At 72.8% G+C, this 17,167-nt stretch carries 17 protein-coding genes and 1 tRNA gene; 8 read left to right on the top strand and 10 right to left on the bottom strand.

All coding sequences use genetic code 11. The features are described from left to right. The 5 genes from pdxY (at window position 1) to AB4880_RS25920 (ending at window position 5,610) form a co-directional block, all read left to right on the top strand. Window positions 1–873, top strand: coding sequence for a pyridoxal kinase PdxY (pdxY, locus tag AB4880_RS25940; protein WP_367922128.1), 873 nt, complete (start codon window positions 1–3; stop codon window positions 871–873). 91 nt (window positions 874–964) lie between these two features. Beyond that, window positions 965–2,308 (top strand): helix-turn-helix domain-containing protein, encoded by a 1,344-nt coding sequence (locus tag AB4880_RS25935; RefSeq protein ID WP_367922127.1) that lies wholly within the window; start codon window positions 965–967, stop codon window positions 2,306–2,308. Window positions 2,309–2,373: 65 nt separating this feature from the next. Beyond that, window positions 2,374–3,699, top strand: a complete 1,326-nt coding sequence (locus tag AB4880_RS25930; RefSeq protein WP_367922126.1) for a helix-turn-helix domain-containing protein — start codon at window positions 2,374–2,376, stop codon at window positions 3,697–3,699. A gap of 466 nt (window positions 3,700–4,165) precedes the next feature. Then, on the top strand, window positions 4,166–5,494 hold the full coding sequence (locus AB4880_RS25925) for a helix-turn-helix domain-containing protein (protein WP_367922125.1): 1,329 nt from the start codon (window positions 4,166–4,168) through the stop codon (window positions 5,492–5,494). Window positions 5,495–5,537: 43 nt separating this feature from the next. Further along, window positions 5,538–5,610 (top strand) — tRNA-Thr (locus tag AB4880_RS25920). Between the two features lie 24 nt (window positions 5,611–5,634). Here the strand turns inward: AB4880_RS25920 and AB4880_RS25915 are convergent. Genes AB4880_RS25915 through AB4880_RS25905 form a run of 3 tightly spaced genes read right to left on the bottom strand, consistent with a single transcriptional unit; the run spans window position 5,635 to window position 8,795 of the window. Further along, window positions 5,635–7,668, bottom strand: coding sequence for a hypothetical protein (locus AB4880_RS25915; protein WP_367922124.1), 2,034 nt, complete (start codon window positions 7,666–7,668; stop codon window positions 5,635–5,637). Next, the gene (locus tag AB4880_RS25910; RefSeq protein ID WP_367922123.1) at window positions 7,661–8,329 is read right to left on the bottom strand and encodes an ABC transporter ATP-binding protein; all 669 of its coding nucleotides are present in this window, start codon (window positions 8,327–8,329) and stop codon (window positions 7,661–7,663) included. Before AB4880_RS25910 ends, AB4880_RS25915 begins: the two co-directional genes overlap by 8 nt. A 13-nt stretch (window positions 8,330–8,342) precedes the next feature. Further along, window positions 8,343–8,795 carry a hypothetical protein gene (locus tag AB4880_RS25905; RefSeq protein WP_367922122.1) on the bottom strand — a complete coding sequence of 151 codons (453 nt, stop codon included), beginning with the start codon at window positions 8,793–8,795 and terminating at the stop codon, window positions 8,343–8,345. A gap of 131 nt (window positions 8,796–8,926) precedes the next feature. On the opposite strand from AB4880_RS25905, the gene AB4880_RS25900 reads away from it, so the two are divergent. The 3 genes from AB4880_RS25900 to AB4880_RS25890 are packed head-to-tail and all read left to right on the top strand — an operon-like array spanning window position 8,927 to window position 10,901. Beyond that, entirely contained in the window at window positions 8,927–10,039 is a 1,113-nt protein-coding gene (locus AB4880_RS25900) for an ATP-dependent DNA ligase (RefSeq protein ID WP_367922121.1), read from the top strand. A gap of 37 nt (window positions 10,040–10,076) precedes the next feature. After that, window positions 10,077–10,610, top strand: coding sequence for a hypothetical protein (locus AB4880_RS25895; RefSeq protein ID WP_367922120.1), 534 nt, complete (start codon window positions 10,077–10,079; stop codon window positions 10,608–10,610). A 30-nt stretch (window positions 10,611–10,640) separates the two neighbouring features. Next, on the top strand, window positions 10,641–10,901 hold the full coding sequence (locus tag AB4880_RS25890; RefSeq protein WP_367922119.1) for a hypothetical protein: 261 nt from the start codon (window positions 10,641–10,643) through the stop codon (window positions 10,899–10,901). 4 nt (window positions 10,902–10,905) lie between these two features. On the opposite strand, the gene AB4880_RS25885 is transcribed toward AB4880_RS25890, so the two are convergent. The 7 genes from AB4880_RS25885 to AB4880_RS25855 all read right to left on the bottom strand — a co-directional run bounded on the left by AB4880_RS25885 (window position 10,906) and on the right by AB4880_RS25855 (window position 17,163). Further along, entirely contained in the window at window positions 10,906–12,000 is a 1,095-nt protein-coding gene (locus AB4880_RS25885; RefSeq protein ID WP_367922118.1) for a DNA polymerase domain-containing protein, read from the bottom strand. A gap of 40 nt (window positions 12,001–12,040) precedes the next feature. Continuing rightward, window positions 12,041–12,442 (bottom strand): peptide-methionine (R)-S-oxide reductase MsrB, encoded by a 402-nt coding sequence (gene msrB, locus AB4880_RS25880; protein ID WP_367922117.1) that lies wholly within the window; start codon window positions 12,440–12,442, stop codon window positions 12,041–12,043. Window positions 12,443–12,464: 22 nt separating this feature from the next. Further along, the gene (locus tag AB4880_RS25875) at window positions 12,465–12,890 is read right to left on the bottom strand and encodes a rhodanese-like domain-containing protein (RefSeq protein WP_367922116.1); all 426 of its coding nucleotides are present in this window, start codon (window positions 12,888–12,890) and stop codon (window positions 12,465–12,467) included. 2 nt (window positions 12,891–12,892) lie between these two features. Further along, entirely contained in the window at window positions 12,893–13,342 is a 450-nt protein-coding gene (locus tag AB4880_RS25870; protein ID WP_367922115.1) for a cysteine dioxygenase, read from the bottom strand. 351 nt (window positions 13,343–13,693) lie between these two features. Further along, the gene (gene hemQ / locus AB4880_RS25865; protein ID WP_367922114.1) at window positions 13,694–14,425 is read right to left on the bottom strand and encodes a hydrogen peroxide-dependent heme synthase; all 732 of its coding nucleotides are present in this window, start codon (window positions 14,423–14,425) and stop codon (window positions 13,694–13,696) included. A 24-nt stretch (window positions 14,426–14,449) separates the two neighbouring features. After that, complete coding sequence (locus AB4880_RS25860; RefSeq protein ID WP_367922113.1) at window positions 14,450–15,100, bottom strand: response regulator transcription factor; 651 nt, start codon at window positions 15,098–15,100, stop codon at window positions 14,450–14,452. Then, complete coding sequence (locus tag AB4880_RS25855; protein ID WP_367922112.1) at window positions 15,097–17,163, bottom strand: histidine kinase; 2,067 nt, start codon at window positions 17,161–17,163, stop codon at window positions 15,097–15,099. The genes AB4880_RS25860 and AB4880_RS25855 overlap by 4 nt, the downstream gene beginning before the upstream one ends. Between the last annotated feature and the right edge of the window lie 4 nt (window positions 17,164–17,167).

The raw sequence follows: 17,167 nt of genomic DNA, 5'->3' as shown, positions 1-17,167 counted from the left end.
ATGAGACGGGTGCGGATCCTGTCCATCCAGTCCTCGGTCGCCTACGGCCACGTCGGCAACTCCGCGGCGGTCTTCCCGCTGCAGCGTCTCGGGCACGAGGTCTGGCCCGTGTTCACCGTGCACTTCTCCAACCACACCGGGTACGGCGCGTGGCGCGGCCCGCTGCTCGACCCCGCCGACGTCCGCGAGGTGATCACCGGCATCGAGGACCGCGGCGTGCTCCCGACCTGCGACGCGGTGCTCTCCGGCTACCAGGGCTCCCCCGAGGTCGCCTCGGTGATCGTCGACGCCGTCCAGCGGGTCAAGGCGGCCAACCCGGCGGCGACGTACACGTGCGACCCGGTGATGGGCAACGCCAGGTCGGGCTGCTTCGTCAACCCGGCGATCCCGCCGATCATCCGCGAGCAGGTCGTCCCGGTCGCCGACATCCTGACCCCGAACCAGTTCGAGCTCGGCTTCATCACCGGCCGCGACGGCCTCTCCGAGCCGTCCTCCCTCGACGACATCCTCGCCGCCGCCGACGACGTCCGCGCGATGGGCCCCTCGGCCGTCCTGGTCACCTCGGTCGAGCGCGCCGGCGCCGCTCCCGACGTCATCGAGATGCTCGCCGTCACTGCCGACGGCGCCTGGATCGCCCAGACCCCGCGGCTGCCGATGAAGGCCAACGGCTCCGGCGACATCACCGCCGCCCTCTTCACCGCCCACCTGCACGGCACCGGCTCCCCCGCCGTCGCGCTGGGGCGCACCATCGCGTCCGTGTACGACGTGCTGAAGGCGACCCTCGAGTCGGGCGAGCGGGAGCTGCGGCTGGTCGCGGCGCAGGAGGCGATCGCGGCGCCGGACGAGCGCTTCGAGGTCACGCAGGTCCGCTGATCCCCAGCCCGCCTGGTCAGAGGTGGGAAGATTCTCAGAAACTGCACAGGGTCATCACCTGTCATTCGCGGGCACAATGTGTTGCAGGGACGTGCGGCCCGAACTTGCCGAGCTCAGTCGCACCATCGACATGGCGGTGCTCGGCCGCCGGATCAAGCCGGCTCGCGTCGCGGCCGGCCTGACCCAGGGCCAGCTCGCGATGCCCGAGGCCTCGACCGCCTACCTGTCGCGGATCGAGTCGGGCGAGCGCCGTCCCGACCTCAAGCTGATCGTCGCCTTCGCGGCGAAGGCCGGCGCGAGCCTCGAGCAGCTGCTCACCGGGCTCAACCGCGACCAGCAGGTCGAGCTCCGGATCCAGGTCGACCAGGCCGCCTGGAACCTCGGCCACGGTGACGCCACCGCCGCCCTCGCCTCGCTGCGCGCCGCCGCGCAGACCATCGAGGGCACGCCCGACACCGAGCTCTCCGCCGACATCCGCCGCCTCACCGCGCTCGCCGAGCAGGCCACCGGCGACCTCGACGACGCGATCATCACCCTCGAGGACGTCGACGCCGGCGACGTCACCGGCCGCGGCTGGCTCGAGGCCGCCGTGACGTTGACCGAGCTGTATGTCCTCGCCGGCGACGCGGCGCGCGCGGCCGACCTCGGCGAGCGGGCGCTCGCCGTCCTGGAGGCGGACGGGCTGGGCCAGGGCCGCCATGCGCTGGCGCTCGTCACCTCGCTCGCGCGGGCGCACCAGGCGCGCGGCGACCGCGAGCGGGCCGTCGCGGCCTGTCGCCGGATCAACCCCGAGCCGAGCACCGACCTGGCGCTCGCGGGGTCGTACCGGGCGGCGAGCGATGCCGCCCTGCAACGCAACCAGATCCACCTCGCCGACTCCTACGCCGCGACCGCGCGCCGGATCGGCGACGGTGTCGCCCAGCAGCTCGCGACCGCCCGCTACCACGCGGCGGTGGGCGAGCTGCTGCTCTCGAACGAGCCTCCCGACGCCCCTGCAGCCCGCGCCGCGCTGCACACCGCGACCGACCTCCTCGCCGCGACCGGCGGCCCCCACCCCGAGCTCGCCGCCGTCCGCGTCACCCTGGCTCGGGCGATCCTCCTCGACGGCGACGCCGACACCGCGCTCGCCGTCCTCGGCACCGACGCGGACGCCGACCTCGACCCGATCCTCGCCGCCACCCGTCACCTGCTGCTCGGCGAGATCCAGCGTGGCGCGCACCAGCACGGGGCGGCCCGCGCGAGCTTCGCCCACGCCGCCGACGCCCTGCGCGCCACCGGCTCCGACCGGGCAGGCGCGCAGCTGTGGTTCGAGCTGGGCGCGGTCTTCGACGACCTCGGCGACACCGATGCCTCCCGCGACGCCTATCGCCGCGCCGCGGCGGCCACCGGACTCGCCAGCCTGGGCGGCCAGCGCGCCCGCGCCACCCGATCCTGAGGCGTGAGCACCGACACGGCCGCCCCGACGCGGGATCCGTCGGACCCTGACTGCACTATGGGCGCGTGCTGCCCGAGGTGTCCGAGCTCCTCCCACTGGTCGACCCTCAGATCCTGGGTCGGCGGCTGCAGGCTGCCCGGCTCGCGGCGGGGCTGAGCGCGACCGATCTCGGACTGGGCGACGAGGCCCTCGGCGAGGTCGAGGACGGACGGGTCCGGGCGTCGCTCGCGCTGCTCGAGGTCGTCGCCGAGCGGGCGGGCACGTCGGTCGACGTACTGGTGACGGGGTTGCCGCGGGCTGTGCTGATGGACATCCAGGGTGAGCTAGACCTGGCCGGGTTCGGCGTCTCCGCCAGCAACACCACGACCGCATTGGCGGCCGCCGACCGCGCCCTTGAGCGACTCACGGGCGCCACCGCGCCTCCGCTCGCACGAGCGGCCCGCCGCCTGCGGGCCAGCGCTCTGGAAGCCGCCGGCGACCTTTCCAGTGCGATCGTCGACCTGCGCGCCATCACCGCCGAGCCCCTTCCCGAGGTGCAGTGGGTCAAGGACCTGATGGCGCTGTGCCGCTGCTACCGCGACACCGGTCGGCTCGACGAGGCGATCGAGGTCGCCGAGAGCCGACGTGGCGATATCCGCGCCCTCGGGCTGGCCGAGACCACGGAGGCCTTGCAGCTCACCATCACCACGGCCACGGCCTATGACGGTCGCGGCGAGTCCGGTCAGGCGAGGCGCGTCTGCAAGCGCGCCGCGCGCGAGGCCCAACGGCTAGGCCTGACCGTGGCACACGCGTCCGCGCTCTGGAACCAGAGCCTGGCCGTGCTCAACGACGGCGATCCCGAGGGAGCGCTCGCCCCCGCTCTCGAGGCCCTCGACCTCTTCATCACCCACGACGACACTCGCAATCTGGCCCGGCTGCGCGTCCACATCGCGATCACCCAGCTCGCGCTGCAGCCACCGGATGTCCTCGGCGCCCTCAGCATCCTCGACAGGGCCCGCGAGGAGCTCGAACGGTCGACGGCGTCGACCGTCGATGTGGCCATCCACCGACTGATCACCGCCCAGGCTCTCCAGCTCGCCGGCGACGACGAGCGGGCTGCCGCCGTCCTCGCCGAGAGCGAGGCCCTGATCCCGGCAGACATCCCGACGGTCCGAGCCTGGCAGGCCGCCCTCCGCGGACGGCTGGCCGCGGGGCGGGGCGACCTCGACGAGGCACGGGGGCACTACCAGGAGGCCGTCACCATCATGTACGCCCACAGCCCCGCCACCGACGCGGATTCCGGTCAGCTCTGGTTCGAGCTCGGCGAGGTCCTGACGGAGCTCGGTGAGGGCCGCCTGGCGCTCGAGGCCTACCGCAGCGCCGGCGTGGCCCGCGGGCTCCGCGTGACCTGACCGCCGCCCGAGCGGCCCCGGATCCGGTCCGAGGCCGCCGAGCGTGGGTGGAACGTCAGCAGCAGCCCACACGCACATTGGCCGACGCCATGGGCGGCGCGGCGACCGTCACTCCCATCACGGACATCCCCGCGACGACGCCGACCACCAGAACCCGCTTGAACCGCGACATGTCGCGCTCCCTCCGTCAGGGGGCCGCGCGCCTTTCGCGCACCCCTCGACGCGGGACTGTAAATAATTGACAACTTCAAAATCTCGTTCTGACAGATTTTGTTGCCTGCTGTTGCCAATGGGCCTCCTGGGGTGGCGCTGGTTCCACTCAGTGGCACGTCCAAGCACCCGAGCCAGGCGGCATCGACCGCTCTCGCGTAGGCAAGATCGGGCATTCACCAGGTTGGTGAATCTTCTTCGCGAGTCGGACCCCGGAAATCCGGACAGGGCGCGGCCGAGCGGGCAGGATGACCGCGTGGTGCCTGAGCCGAACGAGCTCCTCCGGCTGGTCGCGCCGACGACTCTCGGGCGGCGGATCCACGCTGCGCGGACCGCGGCCGGGCTGACGGACGCCGACCTCGGCCTAGCCCCGGTCGAGCTGGCCGACCTCGAGCACGGCGTACGACGGCCCGGGCTCGCGACGCTCGCGGCGATCGCGGAGCGGACGGGCGCGTCGCTCGCCGTCCTGTTGACAGGGCTGACGGACGACGAGCTGCTCGACATCGAGGGTCGGCTCGACCGGGCCGAGCTGCGCGTGCCGGCGGTGGACCCGGCGCACGCGATCGCGACCGCCGACCGGCTGCTGGCGCGGCTGGCGAAGGCCGGCGCGACGGCGCCGCACCTCGAACGCGCAGCGCGACGGCTGCGGGCGGCCGCGTTGGAGGCGGCGGGTGAGCTGAGCGACGCGATCGTGGAGCTGCTGCTCGTCACGGCCGAGCCGCTGCGGGAGGTCCGCTGGCTCGAGGACCTGATCTCGCTCAGCCGGTGCTACCGCGAGACCGGCGACCACGAGCGGGCGATCCAGGTCGGCACGGAGCGCCAGGACGTCGTCCGCGAGCTGGGGCTCGACGGGACGACCGAGGCGATCCAGCTCCTGGTGACGGTCGCCGCGGCGTACATCTTCAAGGGCGACTACCGCCACGCGCTGCGGCTGTGCCTGTGCGCCGCGGAGGAGGCCGACCGGTTCGGCCTCCCGGTGGGCCGCGCGTCGGCCTTGTGGAACGCGAGCCTGGTCAAGCTCGACCAGCTCGATCCCGCGGCGGCCCTGGACCTGGCGCTGGAGGCGCTGCGGATCTACGAGGAGAACGGCGACCTCCGCCGCACCGGTGCCCTGCGTGCGCAGATCGCGTGCATCGAGCTCGAGTTCGAGCCACCCAACGCCGCCAGTGCCCTGCAGCATCTCGCCCTCGCCGAACCGGAGCTGGAATGGGGCGGCGCCGGCGTCATCGCCAAGGCGCGCCACCGACTGGCCCGCGCCCGCGCCCACCGCGAGCTCGGCGACCCGGACGCCGCACAGCGGGCCCTCGACGAGAGCGCCTTGCTGCTGCCGCCCGATGCCCCCGGCCTGCGCGCCTGGCACTCCGTCGTCCTGGCCCAGCTCGCCGCCGACCGCCGCGACTTCGACGCCGCGCACGCCCGTCTGCAGGACGCCGCCCAGCGCCTGACCGCCCTCGGCGCGGACTCCGACGCGGGCCGCGCCTGGACCCGCCTCGGCGACACACTTGTCCAGGTCGGCGAGCACGCGCGCGCGGCCGACGCCTACCGCCGCGCCGGCGTCTCGCTGGGGCTGCGGCCGAGCCGCTGACGCGTCACCTAGGATTGCGCGGTGCCCGGGCGTCCGGGCACGCGCCGCGTTAGCTCAGTTGGCAGAGCATTCGTCTTGTAAACGAAATGTCGCGAGTTCGACTCTCGCACGCGGCTCCGCGACCGCCTTCCGTCATTCCGTCATTCCGGCCGTCGGTAGGAGCCGTCGAGCCGCGGGGCGACGACGCCGGCGAGCCCGGCCATCAGGACCGCCACCAGGACGGCCGCGCCGGGGATCAGGGCGAAGCTCGGCGAGAGCGGAACGTCAGCGTGGTCGAGGTGCATGACCGCGATCCCGAGAGGCGCCGCTGCCACGGCGCCCAGCAGCGGCCCCGGCAGTGCCGCCACGGCCACCTCCCACGAGCGGACGGCGGCCAGCTGTCGCGTCGACATCCCCACCGCCAGCAGGGTGAGGTCGGGGCCGCGTCGGCCGTGCTGGAAGGTCACCAGGTTGATCCCGAGAGCCATCAGCACCATCATCGCGGCCAGGCTCGCGCACACGAGCAGGGCTCCGGAGGTCAGCGCGGTCCCCCGCTCCCCGGCGACGTCGCGGTCGTTGAACAGGGGCGGGGCGTCCGGCCAGGCGCGCTGCACCGCAGCGGCCACGCGCGGCGCGTCGTCCGCGCTGACCGTGAACGCATAGCTCAGGTCGGACGGCTCGCGCTCGCCCACGGCACGGAAGGCAGCCGACACTCCCGACGCACGCCGTACGACCGCACGCACGACGCCGCCGGCGGACAGCGCCGCCTGGATCGGAGCCACCGGCGACGGGCGGCCCAGATCGTCGGTCGCCGGGATCTCGATCACGCGGTCTCGCGCGTCGCGGCCCTGCGCCTCCCACGCGACGCTCTGCGCGGCCCCGAGCACCATGCCGCAGACCAGCATGAGCAGCAGGAGGGCGAGGGCCATGCGCGAGGTCTCGCGGACGTGGTGGTCGACCCGCGCCGACGCCACCCGCAGCGGCAGTCGGGGGCGGCGACGCAGCACGCGGGCGACCGTCCGGGTCAGGAGCGGCGCCGCGAGAGCGACCCCGACGCCGCACAGCACGACGGCGACGGCCAGCAAGATCGCCAGTCGCGGCGGTGTGGCGATGTCGGCGTCGCGGTGTCGCAGCTGACTGATGACCACACTCGCCAGGATCAGCGCCCCGGCCAGCAATGGCGCGAGTCGGGCGAGGGACAGTGGCGCGTCGGCCCACCGCCGACGAGCAGCCCATCCGTCCCGGCCGACGCTGCGAGCGCCACCGACGGCGGCGATCGCAGCCACACCGGCGAGTGAGAAGCCGATGACTCGTGGGTTGAACGCCCGCGACGGCCACCAGGTGATGCCGAAGAGGCCCAGCCCCGAGAGGGCCTCCGCCACCGGCCAGGCCACCAGGAGTCCGAGCAGCGCACCGAGCAGCGACCACGCCAGCGAGTTCGCGGCGGAGACGGCACGGATCATGCGCAGCGGAGCTCCGAGCAGCTGCAGGACGGCGAGCCGCTGCCGGCGGGCGCCGTCGGCGACCCGCGCGACCCCGATCATGAGACCCACCGCGCCGGCCGCGATCGCCGACAGTCCGACCGCCCAGAGCGTGGCGAGGCCCCGGCGGCCGATCTCCTGGGCGACGTCGACCTCACTGCCGTCGTGGCCCGGCAGGCCGAACCCGACCAGCGCGCCGGTCCCCGGCCTGCCCCTCAGCTCTGCCGCGGACACCCCCATCACCACGACGACGTCGTCAGGATCGCGCAGACCGGCCCGACCGATCCGGCCGACGTCGCGTCCGCGCACCAGAGCAGTGAGATACGGGTTGTTGCCGCGCTGCCGGGCCGCGGCCGGCGACAGCCAGAGCTCGCCGGCCCGCGGCCATGCCCGTAGGCCGGGCGGCGGCGCCGTCGTGGTCGTCTGCGGCCCGAGCTCGAAGACGGTCGCCTCGCCGGCGCCGACGTCGAGAACCCGGACCCGCCCGAGCGGTGCCTCGGACCCGTGCGGCGAGACGAAGGTAGGCGACCGCGCTGCAGCGATCTCGGCGCGCGACGAGATCGACTGCAGCAGACCGAAGCCCAGCGCGATCGCGACCATCACGATCGCCGACCCGACGACGAGCCCCACCACCGCGCCACGCTCGGTGCGCGTGCGCGGCAGGAGCAGCCGTACGCCCAGACGCAAGCCGACCCAGGTCGCCCGGTCAGCCATCGACGATCCGCCCGTCGCTCATCACGATGCGGCGATCGCACCGACGTGCGACGCGCTCGTCGTGCGTCACCACCAGCAGCGTCGCGCCCCGCTCGGCCACCAGCTCGAGGAGCAGGTCGAGGACGGCGTCGCCGTTCGCGCTGTCCAGGGCGCCGGTCGGCTCGTCCGCGAGCACGAGCTCGGGACGGTGCACGATCGCTCGCGCGATGGCCGCCCGCTGGGCCTGCCCGCCGCTGACCGTGCCGGGCTTGTGGCCCCGCACCGCCGACAGACCCACGCGGACCAGCACCTCCCGCGCGTCGTGCAGCGCCTGCCTGCGACGTACTCCCCCGAGCTCGGCGGCCAGGGCGACGTTCTGCTCGAGCGTCAGCTCGGCGATCAGCTCGCCGAACTGGAAGACCAGGCCGACCCGCGACCGACGGAACGCCGCCCTGCTGTCGGCCGAGCCGGCAGGAACCGTCTCGCCGGCGACCAGCACCCGCCCGGCTTCGGGCACGAGGATCCCGGCCGCCGCCAACAGGAGCGTCGTCTTCCCACATCCGCTCGGCCCCATCAGCGCCGCCGAAGTGCCGGAGCCCACGGTGAGACTGACGCGACGGAGCACAGGCTCTGTGCCATAGGCGTGCGTCAGGTCGACGACGGTCAGCCCGTTGGCCGGCATCGCTCGATCCCCCTCAGTAGTAGGGATTGTAGTGGTACTTCCAGCCCGAGCAGTCGTCGCCGATGTACTGCAGCTCGCAGATCCGGTGGTGGAACTCGTGGGTCACCACCAGGTCGGGATCCCAGCGCACGGTGTTCGTGTTGAGCCACTGGTCACCCTTGAACTTCCACGGGCTGTAGCCGGCGATCTGGAGCCGGAACTCGACCGCACGATCGTTGGTCGAGCGGTCGTTGACATGGCCGCCGATCCGGAAGCCGCCGTGGTTGTCACCCGCGCTGTACCAGAGCTTCTGGCCGGAGTCGAAGGACACCTTCGCGTTGCCGTTCCACTGCTGCGCGATCGAGACCCAGCCGGTGTTGGCGGCCGTGGCCGCCCCGATCAGGCCGACGACGAGTGCGACGAGCAGCGCGATGAGGGTGCCGATCCGGCGTACGAGCGGACGGCGTCGTGTGGCGAGTGCGTGCATGGTTCAACCTCCGAGTGATCGATCTGTTCCCAGCACTCAAGGTCGGTCGACATTCGCCGTCAAGAGAGTTCAGCCACGATTGCCGCGCGATCTCGACGGACCGTCGCGCCCCGAGACCTAGGGTGTTCCTCGTGGACCTCCCCGTGCTGCCCCCCGTGCTCCCGATGCTCGCCAAGGCCGTCTCCGGCGTCCCCGACCCGGCCAAGTACGACGCCCAGGGCCTCAGCTTCGAGCCGAAGTGGGACGGGTTCCGGTGCATCCTGTTCCGCGACGGCGACGAGGTCGAGCTGGCGAGCCGCAACACCAAGCCGCTCACGCGCTACTTCCCCGAGCTGGTCGAGGCGGCGAAGGCGGAGCTGCCGGAGCGGTGTGTGCTCGACGGCGAGATCTTCGTGTCGCAGATGAGCGACGACGGGAAGGGGCGGCTGCAGTTCGAGGTGCTGCAGGAGCGGATCCATCCGGCGGCGTCGCGGATCGCGCTGCTGTCGGAGCAGACGCCGGCGGACTTCGTGGCGTTCGACCTGCTGGCACTCGACGACACCTCCTACCTGGAGCGGCCCTTCGCCGAGCGCCGCACCAAGCTCGAGGAGGCGCTCGCGCACCTCTCCGCCGACACGGGCCGCTGCCATCTGACGCGCACCAGCACCGACCCCGCCGTCGCCGAGGAGTGGTTCCACACGTTCGAGGGTGCGGGGCTCGACGGGGTGGTAGCGAAGCCGCTGAGCGCGCCGTACGCCCCGAACGCGCGGACCATGCTGAAGATCAAGCACGAGCGGACGGCCGACGTCGTCCTCGCCGGCTACCGCGAGCACAAGACGAGTACGCCGGAGAACCCGCTGATCGGCAGCCTTCTCCTCGGCCTGTACGACGGCGGCGAGCTGCAGCACATCGGCGTCAGCGCGAGCTTCACCGCCAAGCGCCGCGCCGAGCTGTGGCACGAGCTGCAGGCGCTCGTCGTACCCATCGAGGAGCACCCGTGGGGGCGCTGGCAGGAGTTCCTCGTCGCCAACCCCGGGCGGCAGCCGGGCACGCAGAGCCGGTGGAGCCAGGGCAAGGACCTGTCGTTCACGCCGCTGCGGCCCGAGCGGGTCATCGAGGTCAAGTACGACGCCATGGAGGGCCGCCGCTTCCGGCACACGGCCCACTTCAAGCGCTGGCGCGACGACCGCGACCCCGAGTCCTGCGGCTACGACCAGCTCGAGCAGCCGGTCCGCTACGACCTGGCCGACGTCCTCGGCGGTTGATCTCGACCCGCGCGGCATGCCGGGGCAGGATGGAGACATGACCAGCGACTCCGCTCCCCGCGAAGAGCCCTATGACGTCATCCTCCTCGTCGAGAAGGCCCTCACGGCCGCCGACGCCGCCCAGGTCCGCTCGCTGCACGTCGAGCTCGACGACGACCCGACGATCGAGGTCGTCTATCACGTGCTGCTCCCGATGGCCGACGCCGCCGCCGCCGTCGAGGCCTCGCTCGGGGTCATCGGCGGAGCCGACCTGATCGCGCCGCCGATCACGCCGTCGCCCGGCGAGATCGAGAACCTGCGCGAGGAGTACCGCGACCAGGCCGACCGCGACATCGCCACGACGCGCACCGTCCTGGCGTCCACCGGCGCCCACATCGGCAGCGGCACGATCGTCACCGAGCCGCCGGTCGACGCGCTCATCCACAAGGTCAAGGAGGTCGACGGGCGCGAGGCGATCATCCTCACCCGCCCGCACCTGGTCGCCGAGTTCTTCCACGTCGACTGGACCTCCCGCGCCCGCCGCAAGCTCGGGGTCCCCGTCCTCCACCTGCTGGAGCACGAGGAGTCGTAACAGCAACCCACCCGAGGTCGTTGGTCGGACATGTCAGCGCTGCACACCCTCGACGTCCGCCTCCTGGCGGCGCTCGCGGGCGCGCACCTGCCGCCCACCGACCGCGACCTGGCGCTCGACCTGTGCGACGGCGCCGTCGACGCGGTCCGCTCGCTCAGGCTGCGGCACCCCGGGCGCGCGGTGCGCGAGATCGTCGTCCTGATGATCGCCGAGGAGATCCCGGCCCTCGACCAGCGGGTGCGGGGCGACCTCGCGCGGCTGTGCGAGGTGGAGGTCGTGCGAGGGCTCTGAGCCGTCAGGTGCCCTCGACGCGGTTGCCGTCGGCGTCCCAGTGCTCGGCGACCTTCTTGCTCGGCTGCACCCGCGGCGGCTCGCCCGGCATCTTGGGGTAGTCGGGCGGGAAGTTGAGCTCGCTCGCGCCGTCGGCGATCTGCTGGTCCCAGAGGTCGAGCAGCGGCTGCAGCGAGTACGACGTGTCGTCGATCGCCGCCCACGGGTCACCGTCGGCGACCCGGTCGGGGACGGTGAACAGGTTGTAGTCACGCGGGTCGGTGACGTCGGCCAGCTCGGCCCAGGTCATCGGGGTGGAGACGGGGGCGCCCGGCTTGGGCCGCAACGAGTACGCCGAGGCGATGGTCCGGTCGCGGTTGTTCTGGTTGAAGTCGACGAAGATCCGCTCGCCGCGCTCCTCCTTCCACCAGGCGGTGGTGACCTGCTCGTCGCGGCGCGACAGCTCGCGGCCGAAGGCGATGGCGGCGTGGCGGACGTCGGTGAACTCCCAGCGCGGCTCGATCCGGACGTAGATGTGCACCCCCCGGTTGCCCGATGTCTTCGGGAAGCCCTCGAGCCCGAGGTCGGTCAGCAGCTCGCCTGCCACGCCCGCCACCCGAACCGCGTCGGTGAAGGTGGTGCCGGGCTGCGGGTCGAGATCGATGCGCAGCTCGTCGGGGTGGTCGACGTCGGCGCGTCGTACCGGCCACGGGTGGAAGGTGAGCGTGCCCATCTGCGCGCACCACACCGGGACGGCGATCTCGGTCGGGCAGATCTCCTCGGCGGTCCGGCCCGAGGGGAAGGTGATCTCGACGGCCTCGAGATAGTCGGGAGCCCCCTTGGGGACCCGCTTCTGGTAGAAGCCCTCCGCGTCGTTGTCGCGCGGCCCGGTGGCCAGCCGGAAGCCCTCGCGGACGCCGGAGGGCCACCGCTCCAGCGCGGTCGGCCGGTCGCCGAGCGCCCGCATCAGGCCGTCGCCGACGGCGGCGACGTACTCGGCGACCATCAGCTTGGTGACCTCGGGCGTCCGGTCGGTCGCCTCGTAGATCACCCGGTCGGGGCTCGACACCCGGACCTCGCGCTCCCCTGCCTGGACCATCGCCGCCGCGGTCTTCGCCATGCGACGACCTTAGAGGCTGGCCCGGACAGCGCTCAGCAGGTCAGGAGTCGGCGGGCTCGAGGCTCAGGCTGATCGAGTTGATGCAGTAGCGGTCACCGGTCGGGGTGCCGTAGCCGTCGGGGAAGACGTGGCCCAGGTGGGAGCCGCAGTTGGCGCAGCGCACCTCGACCCGCTTCATGCCGTGGCTGTTGTCCTCGATGTACTCGATCGTGTCGCTGATCGGCTGGTAGAAGCTCGGCCAGCCGCAGCCCGAGTGGAACTTCGTGTCGGACTCGAACAGCTTGGCCTGGCACGCCTTGCAGCGGTAGACGCCCTTGGTCTCGGTGTCGGTGTACTCACCGGTGAAGGCGCGCTCGGTGCCCGCCTGGCGCAGCACCTGGTACTCCTCGCGCGACAGCTCGGCGCGCCACTCCTCGTCCGTCTTCTCGACCTCGTAGCCCATGGGTACGAGCGTACTCAGCCGGTCACGCGGCGGCACCCGCGACGGGCATCCCGGCCTCCCGCCAGGCCGCGAAGCCGCCGACGACGTCGGTCGCGCGGTCGACGCCGAGGCGGCGCAGCGACTCGGCGGCGAGCGAGGAGGTGTAGCCCTCCTGGCACAGCACCACGACCCGGCGCTCGTACGACGCCTCGGGCAGCCGGGCGTCGCTGCGCGGGTCGAAGCGCCATTCGAGGACGTTGCGCTCGACGACCAGGACGGGCAGCCAGGGGGCGACCTCGCCCTCGACCGCGCGCTGGGCGGCGGGGCGGATGTCGACGAGCAGGGCGTCGAGCGCGATCAGCTCCTGGAAGGCGGCGCGGGCGCTGATCCGGTCGAGCCGGGTGCGGGCGTCGGCGAGCATCGCGTCGATGCCGTCGTACGTCATCGGGGTCTCGAAGGTGATGGTCATCGTCACCACTCCTCCCCGGCCCGCTCGACGCCGAGCGCCTCGAGCCGGTCGCCGCGGAAGCGGAACCGGGTCATGGTGGACAGCCGCGGCGAGTACGCGTGCAGCGACAGGGCCGGCACGTCGCCCTCGTTGCGGACGTCGTGCGCGTAGCCGGCCGCGAACGCCTTGCCGTCGCCCACGCCCAGGTCGACGAGCTGCAGCCCGCCGTCGAAGGTGTGCTCGACGAGCCCGCCCCGCAGCACGGTGAACGCGCCCGACGACGACCCGTGGTCGTGCCAGTCGGTCGCGGCGCCCGGCGGCCAGGAGATCAGCCAGAGCTCGTAGTCGTCGGTGGTGAGGAGGCGGATCCACGACCGCTCGGTCGGGTGGGCGTCGAGGAGGTGGAGGAGGTCGGGGTCGGCGGCGTGGTCGCGCACGACCTCGAGCAGGGGAAGGACGGCGAGCTGGGTCATCGGAGAGTCTCTCGGGTACGACGGCGCGTCGGCACGGACGCGGCCGCGGAGCTGCTGGATCGGGGTACGGGAACAGGACCGCGTCAGGCGGTCCGGGCGAGGTCGATCAACAACAGCGACAACACCGCATCGCGTCGCGCAGGGCGACGGCGAGAGCTGCGGTGGTGTCGGACATGCTCCGATTCTCTACCAACTCGGTGGGAAAACAAAGGCGGGACCACCGATCGGACGATCGGAGGTCCCGCTCACGGTGCCAGGCCGTCTCCGGGGACTCGGGGAGTCGTGTGCCTGAGAACCCGTCCAGGCGGGTTCTCAGGCACACGACTCCACCCGGGAAGGGCGGGCGGAGGCTCAGGGCAGCGCGGTCAGCAGCTCGCCGAAGGTGGTCCGGCGGCCGGTGTAGAAGGGGACCTCCTCGCGCACGTGGCGCCGGGTCTCCGAGCCGCGCAGGTGGCGCATCAGGTCGACGATCCGGGTGAGGTCGTCGGCCTCGAACGCCAGCATCCACTCGTAGTCGCCGAGCGCGAAGCTCGGGACCGTGTTGGCCCGCACGTCCGGGTAGTCGCGCGCCATCTGGCCGTGCTCGGCGAGCAGACGGCGGCGCTCGGCGTCGTCGAGGAGGTACCACTCGTAGGAGCGGATGAAGGGGTAGACCGCGACATAGGCGTGCGCGCGCTCGTCGGCGAGGAAGGCCGGCAGGTGGCTGCGGTTGAACTCCGCCGGGCGGTGCAGCGCCATCTGCGACCACACCGGGGCGAGCCGCGAGCCGAAGGCCGTGCGGCGCAGCCGGTGGTAGGCGTCCTGCAGCTGGTCGCTGGTGGCGGCGTGCCACCAGATCATCAGGTCGGCGTCGGCGCGCAGGCCCGCGACGTCGTACAGGCCGCGGACGACGACGTCCTCGGCGGCGAGGTCGGCGAGCAGGGCGTCGAGCTCCTCGGTCTCCTGCTTGCGGACGACGTCATCGGCCCCGAGCGGCTGCTCGAGCTTGAACACCGACCACATGGTGAAGCGGATGGTGTCGTTGAGCTCGTTGATCTTCGCCGCGTTGGTCTTGATGTGCGCCTGGGGGTCCTGGTCCGACATGTCTGCCATTGTGCCGCTCGCCCCTCAGCGGCCGTAGCCCGCCTCCCGCGCCTTGACGATGGCGTCGGCGCGGCCGGTCGCGTGCAGCTTGGCGTAGATCGCGGACACCGTGTTGCGGACGGTCTTGTTGGAGACGTACAGCTCCCCCGCGATCTCGTCGTTGGTGCGGCCCGCGGCGATCCGCTGGAGGACGTCGCGCTCGCGGTCGGTGAGCTCGGGGAAGGGCTCCTCGTCGGCCTGCGCGGCGGGCGCGGCGCCCGCGAACAGGCCGGCGATCCGGGCGGCGAGGCTGGCGCCGAACACCATCCCGCCGGCCGCCGCCGAGCGGATCGCGTGCTGCACCTCGTCGGCGCCGGCGCCCTTGAGCAGGTAGCCGCAGGCGCCCGCGCGGATCGCGCTGAGGATGGTGTCGTCGTCCTCGTTCATGGTCAGCATCACGACCCGCAGCCCGGGGTTGCGGCCGGTGAGGAAGCGGGTCGCCTCGATGCCGTCGAGGTGCGGCATCTGGATGTCCATGACGACCAGGTCCGGGTCGACCTCCTCGACCAGGTGCAGCGCCTCGCGGCCGTCGGCGGCCGACCCGACGACCTCGATGCCGTCGAGCGCGCCCAGCAGGGAGGTGAGTCCGTCGCGGACGATCTGGTGGTCGTCGACGACGATGACTCGGATGTTCATGCGGGGCTCCTCAGCGGAAGTCGGGCCCGGACGACGGTGCCGCCGTCCGGAGGTGAGCTGATCGTGGTGGTGCCGCCGAGCTCGGCGGCGCGCTCGCGCAGGCTGACCAGGCCGACGCCGGCCGCCCGGTCGGCGGGGATGCCGCGGCCGTCGTCGGCGAGCTCGACGACGAGGGCGTCGCCGGCGACGGCGAGGTCGAGGCGGGCCTGGGAGGCGTCGGCGTGGCGGGCGACATTGGTCAACGCCTCGCCGACGATCCGGTACGCCGCGACCTCGACCGCCGCGGGCAGCCGCAGGTCGTCGGGGGCGCTGACGTCGAGCGGGATCGCCAGGTGCTCGGCCTGCTGGCGGAGCGCACCGACGAGCCCGCGGTCGTCGAGGGCGGGCGGGCGGAGGTCGTGCACCAGCCGTCGTACGTCGGCGACGACGTCCTGCACCTGCGTGCTGACCGTCTCCAGCTGCTGCCGCGCGGCCGCGGGGTCACGGTCGACCGTCATCCGGGCCGCCTCGAGCTGGAACACGATGCCGCTCAGGGCCGGGCCGAAGCCGTCGTGCAGGTCGCGGCGGATCCGGCGCCGCTCCTCCTCGCGAGCCGTGACCAGCCGCTCGCGGCTGCGCTGGACCTCCTCGGCGAGCTGGCTGGTGCGCGCGGCGGTGGCAGCCTGGCGGACCAGGTCGCCGAGCAGCGCCTCGTCGCGCACGCTGAGCCGGCTGCGCAGGCCGCGCGCGGGCAGCACCAGGCGACCGATGGTGGCGTCGCGGTAGGTGATCGGCAGGGTGCGGACCTCGGCCGGCCGGTCGCCGTACGTCGTGACCAGACGCTCGCCGTGGCCGCGGTCGACCTCGACACTGACGAACGAGACGGCGAAGGCGCCGGCGACCGCGCGGGCGACCGCGGCGAGCTGCTCGGCGGTGTCGTCGGTGTTCTCGAGGGTCGAGGCGAGGCCGGCCACGGCGTCGTACCGGTTGCCGCGCTCGCCGAGCATCACCCGTCGTACCGTCGCCGAGAGCCGCTGCCGCAGCGGCCCGTAGAGCAGGACGGCCACCGCCAGCACGACCGCGACCACCTGCGCCTGGGTGAGCGCGTCGTCGAGGACCAGGGTGAGCATCCCGAGCACGGCGGCGTCGGCCGCGACGAGGACGGCGAGGGTGGCCGCGAGGACGACGGTGCGGCTGAGCAGGTCCTGGATCGGGACCAGCGTGGGCCGCACGATGGCGATCGTCATCGCGGTCGGCGGCAGCACGGTCGCGGCGAAGGCGCCGAGATAGTCGGCCCCCTCGAACGGGAACATCAAGCTGGCGATCAGGACCGCCACGATGACCATGACGCTCCACAGCAGCCAGCGCATCTGGTCGCGCTCGAGCCCCTGCGAGCGCAGGTAGCGGACCACGACGGTGAGCAGCGCGAAGAGGAAGCCGGCCACGCCGAGCCCGACGCCGATCGAGACGACCTGCTGGCCGTGGCCGGCAAGCGCCGTGATCGTCGTGGGATCGGGGTTCACGCCCGGTGGCAGGCGGTCGAGGCCGCGGTCGCCCTCCGACGGCGCGACGATCACGCAGGCGCCGCTGAGCACCAGCACCGCCACGTTGATCCAGCCGGCCGGCGTCCAGCGGCCGGGCAGGAAGCGACCGGTCGGGAAGACGAGGAGCAGGACGGCGGTGACCGAGGTGAGATAGGAGCCGAGCCGGTTGAGGATCCAGAGCATGAGCGTCATGCCCGGCCACGCGGTCGTCTCGGTCATCCCGGCGCCGACGTAGCTCTGCGAGAAGCCGTCGAGCGCCCAGAACAGCCCGGAGAACGCGAGCACCCAGCCGAACCGCTGGGACCGGTCGCGCATCAGCACGATGCCGGCGAGGACGCCGAGCAGCGCGCCGTTGAGCAGCCACGGCCAGCCGGGGCCACCGGCGATCCGCACGCCGGGACCGTCGTCCGGCGCCCCCATGTCGAGCCAGGCGGAGACCGGGACGAGCAGCACGCACAGCGCCGGCAAGGCGAGGACCGCGACGACCTGGAGGCCGCGCGGTCGTCGGTCCACCGGGTCGGGCCGGTCCTCGATCTGCACCGGC

This window comes from Nocardioides ginsengisoli (assembly GCF_039537225.1).
Taxonomy (GTDB): domain Bacteria; phylum Actinomycetota; class Actinomycetes; order Propionibacteriales; family Nocardioidaceae; genus Nocardioides; species Nocardioides ginsengisoli.
This window is presented reverse-complemented; position numbering and strand designations above follow the sequence as displayed.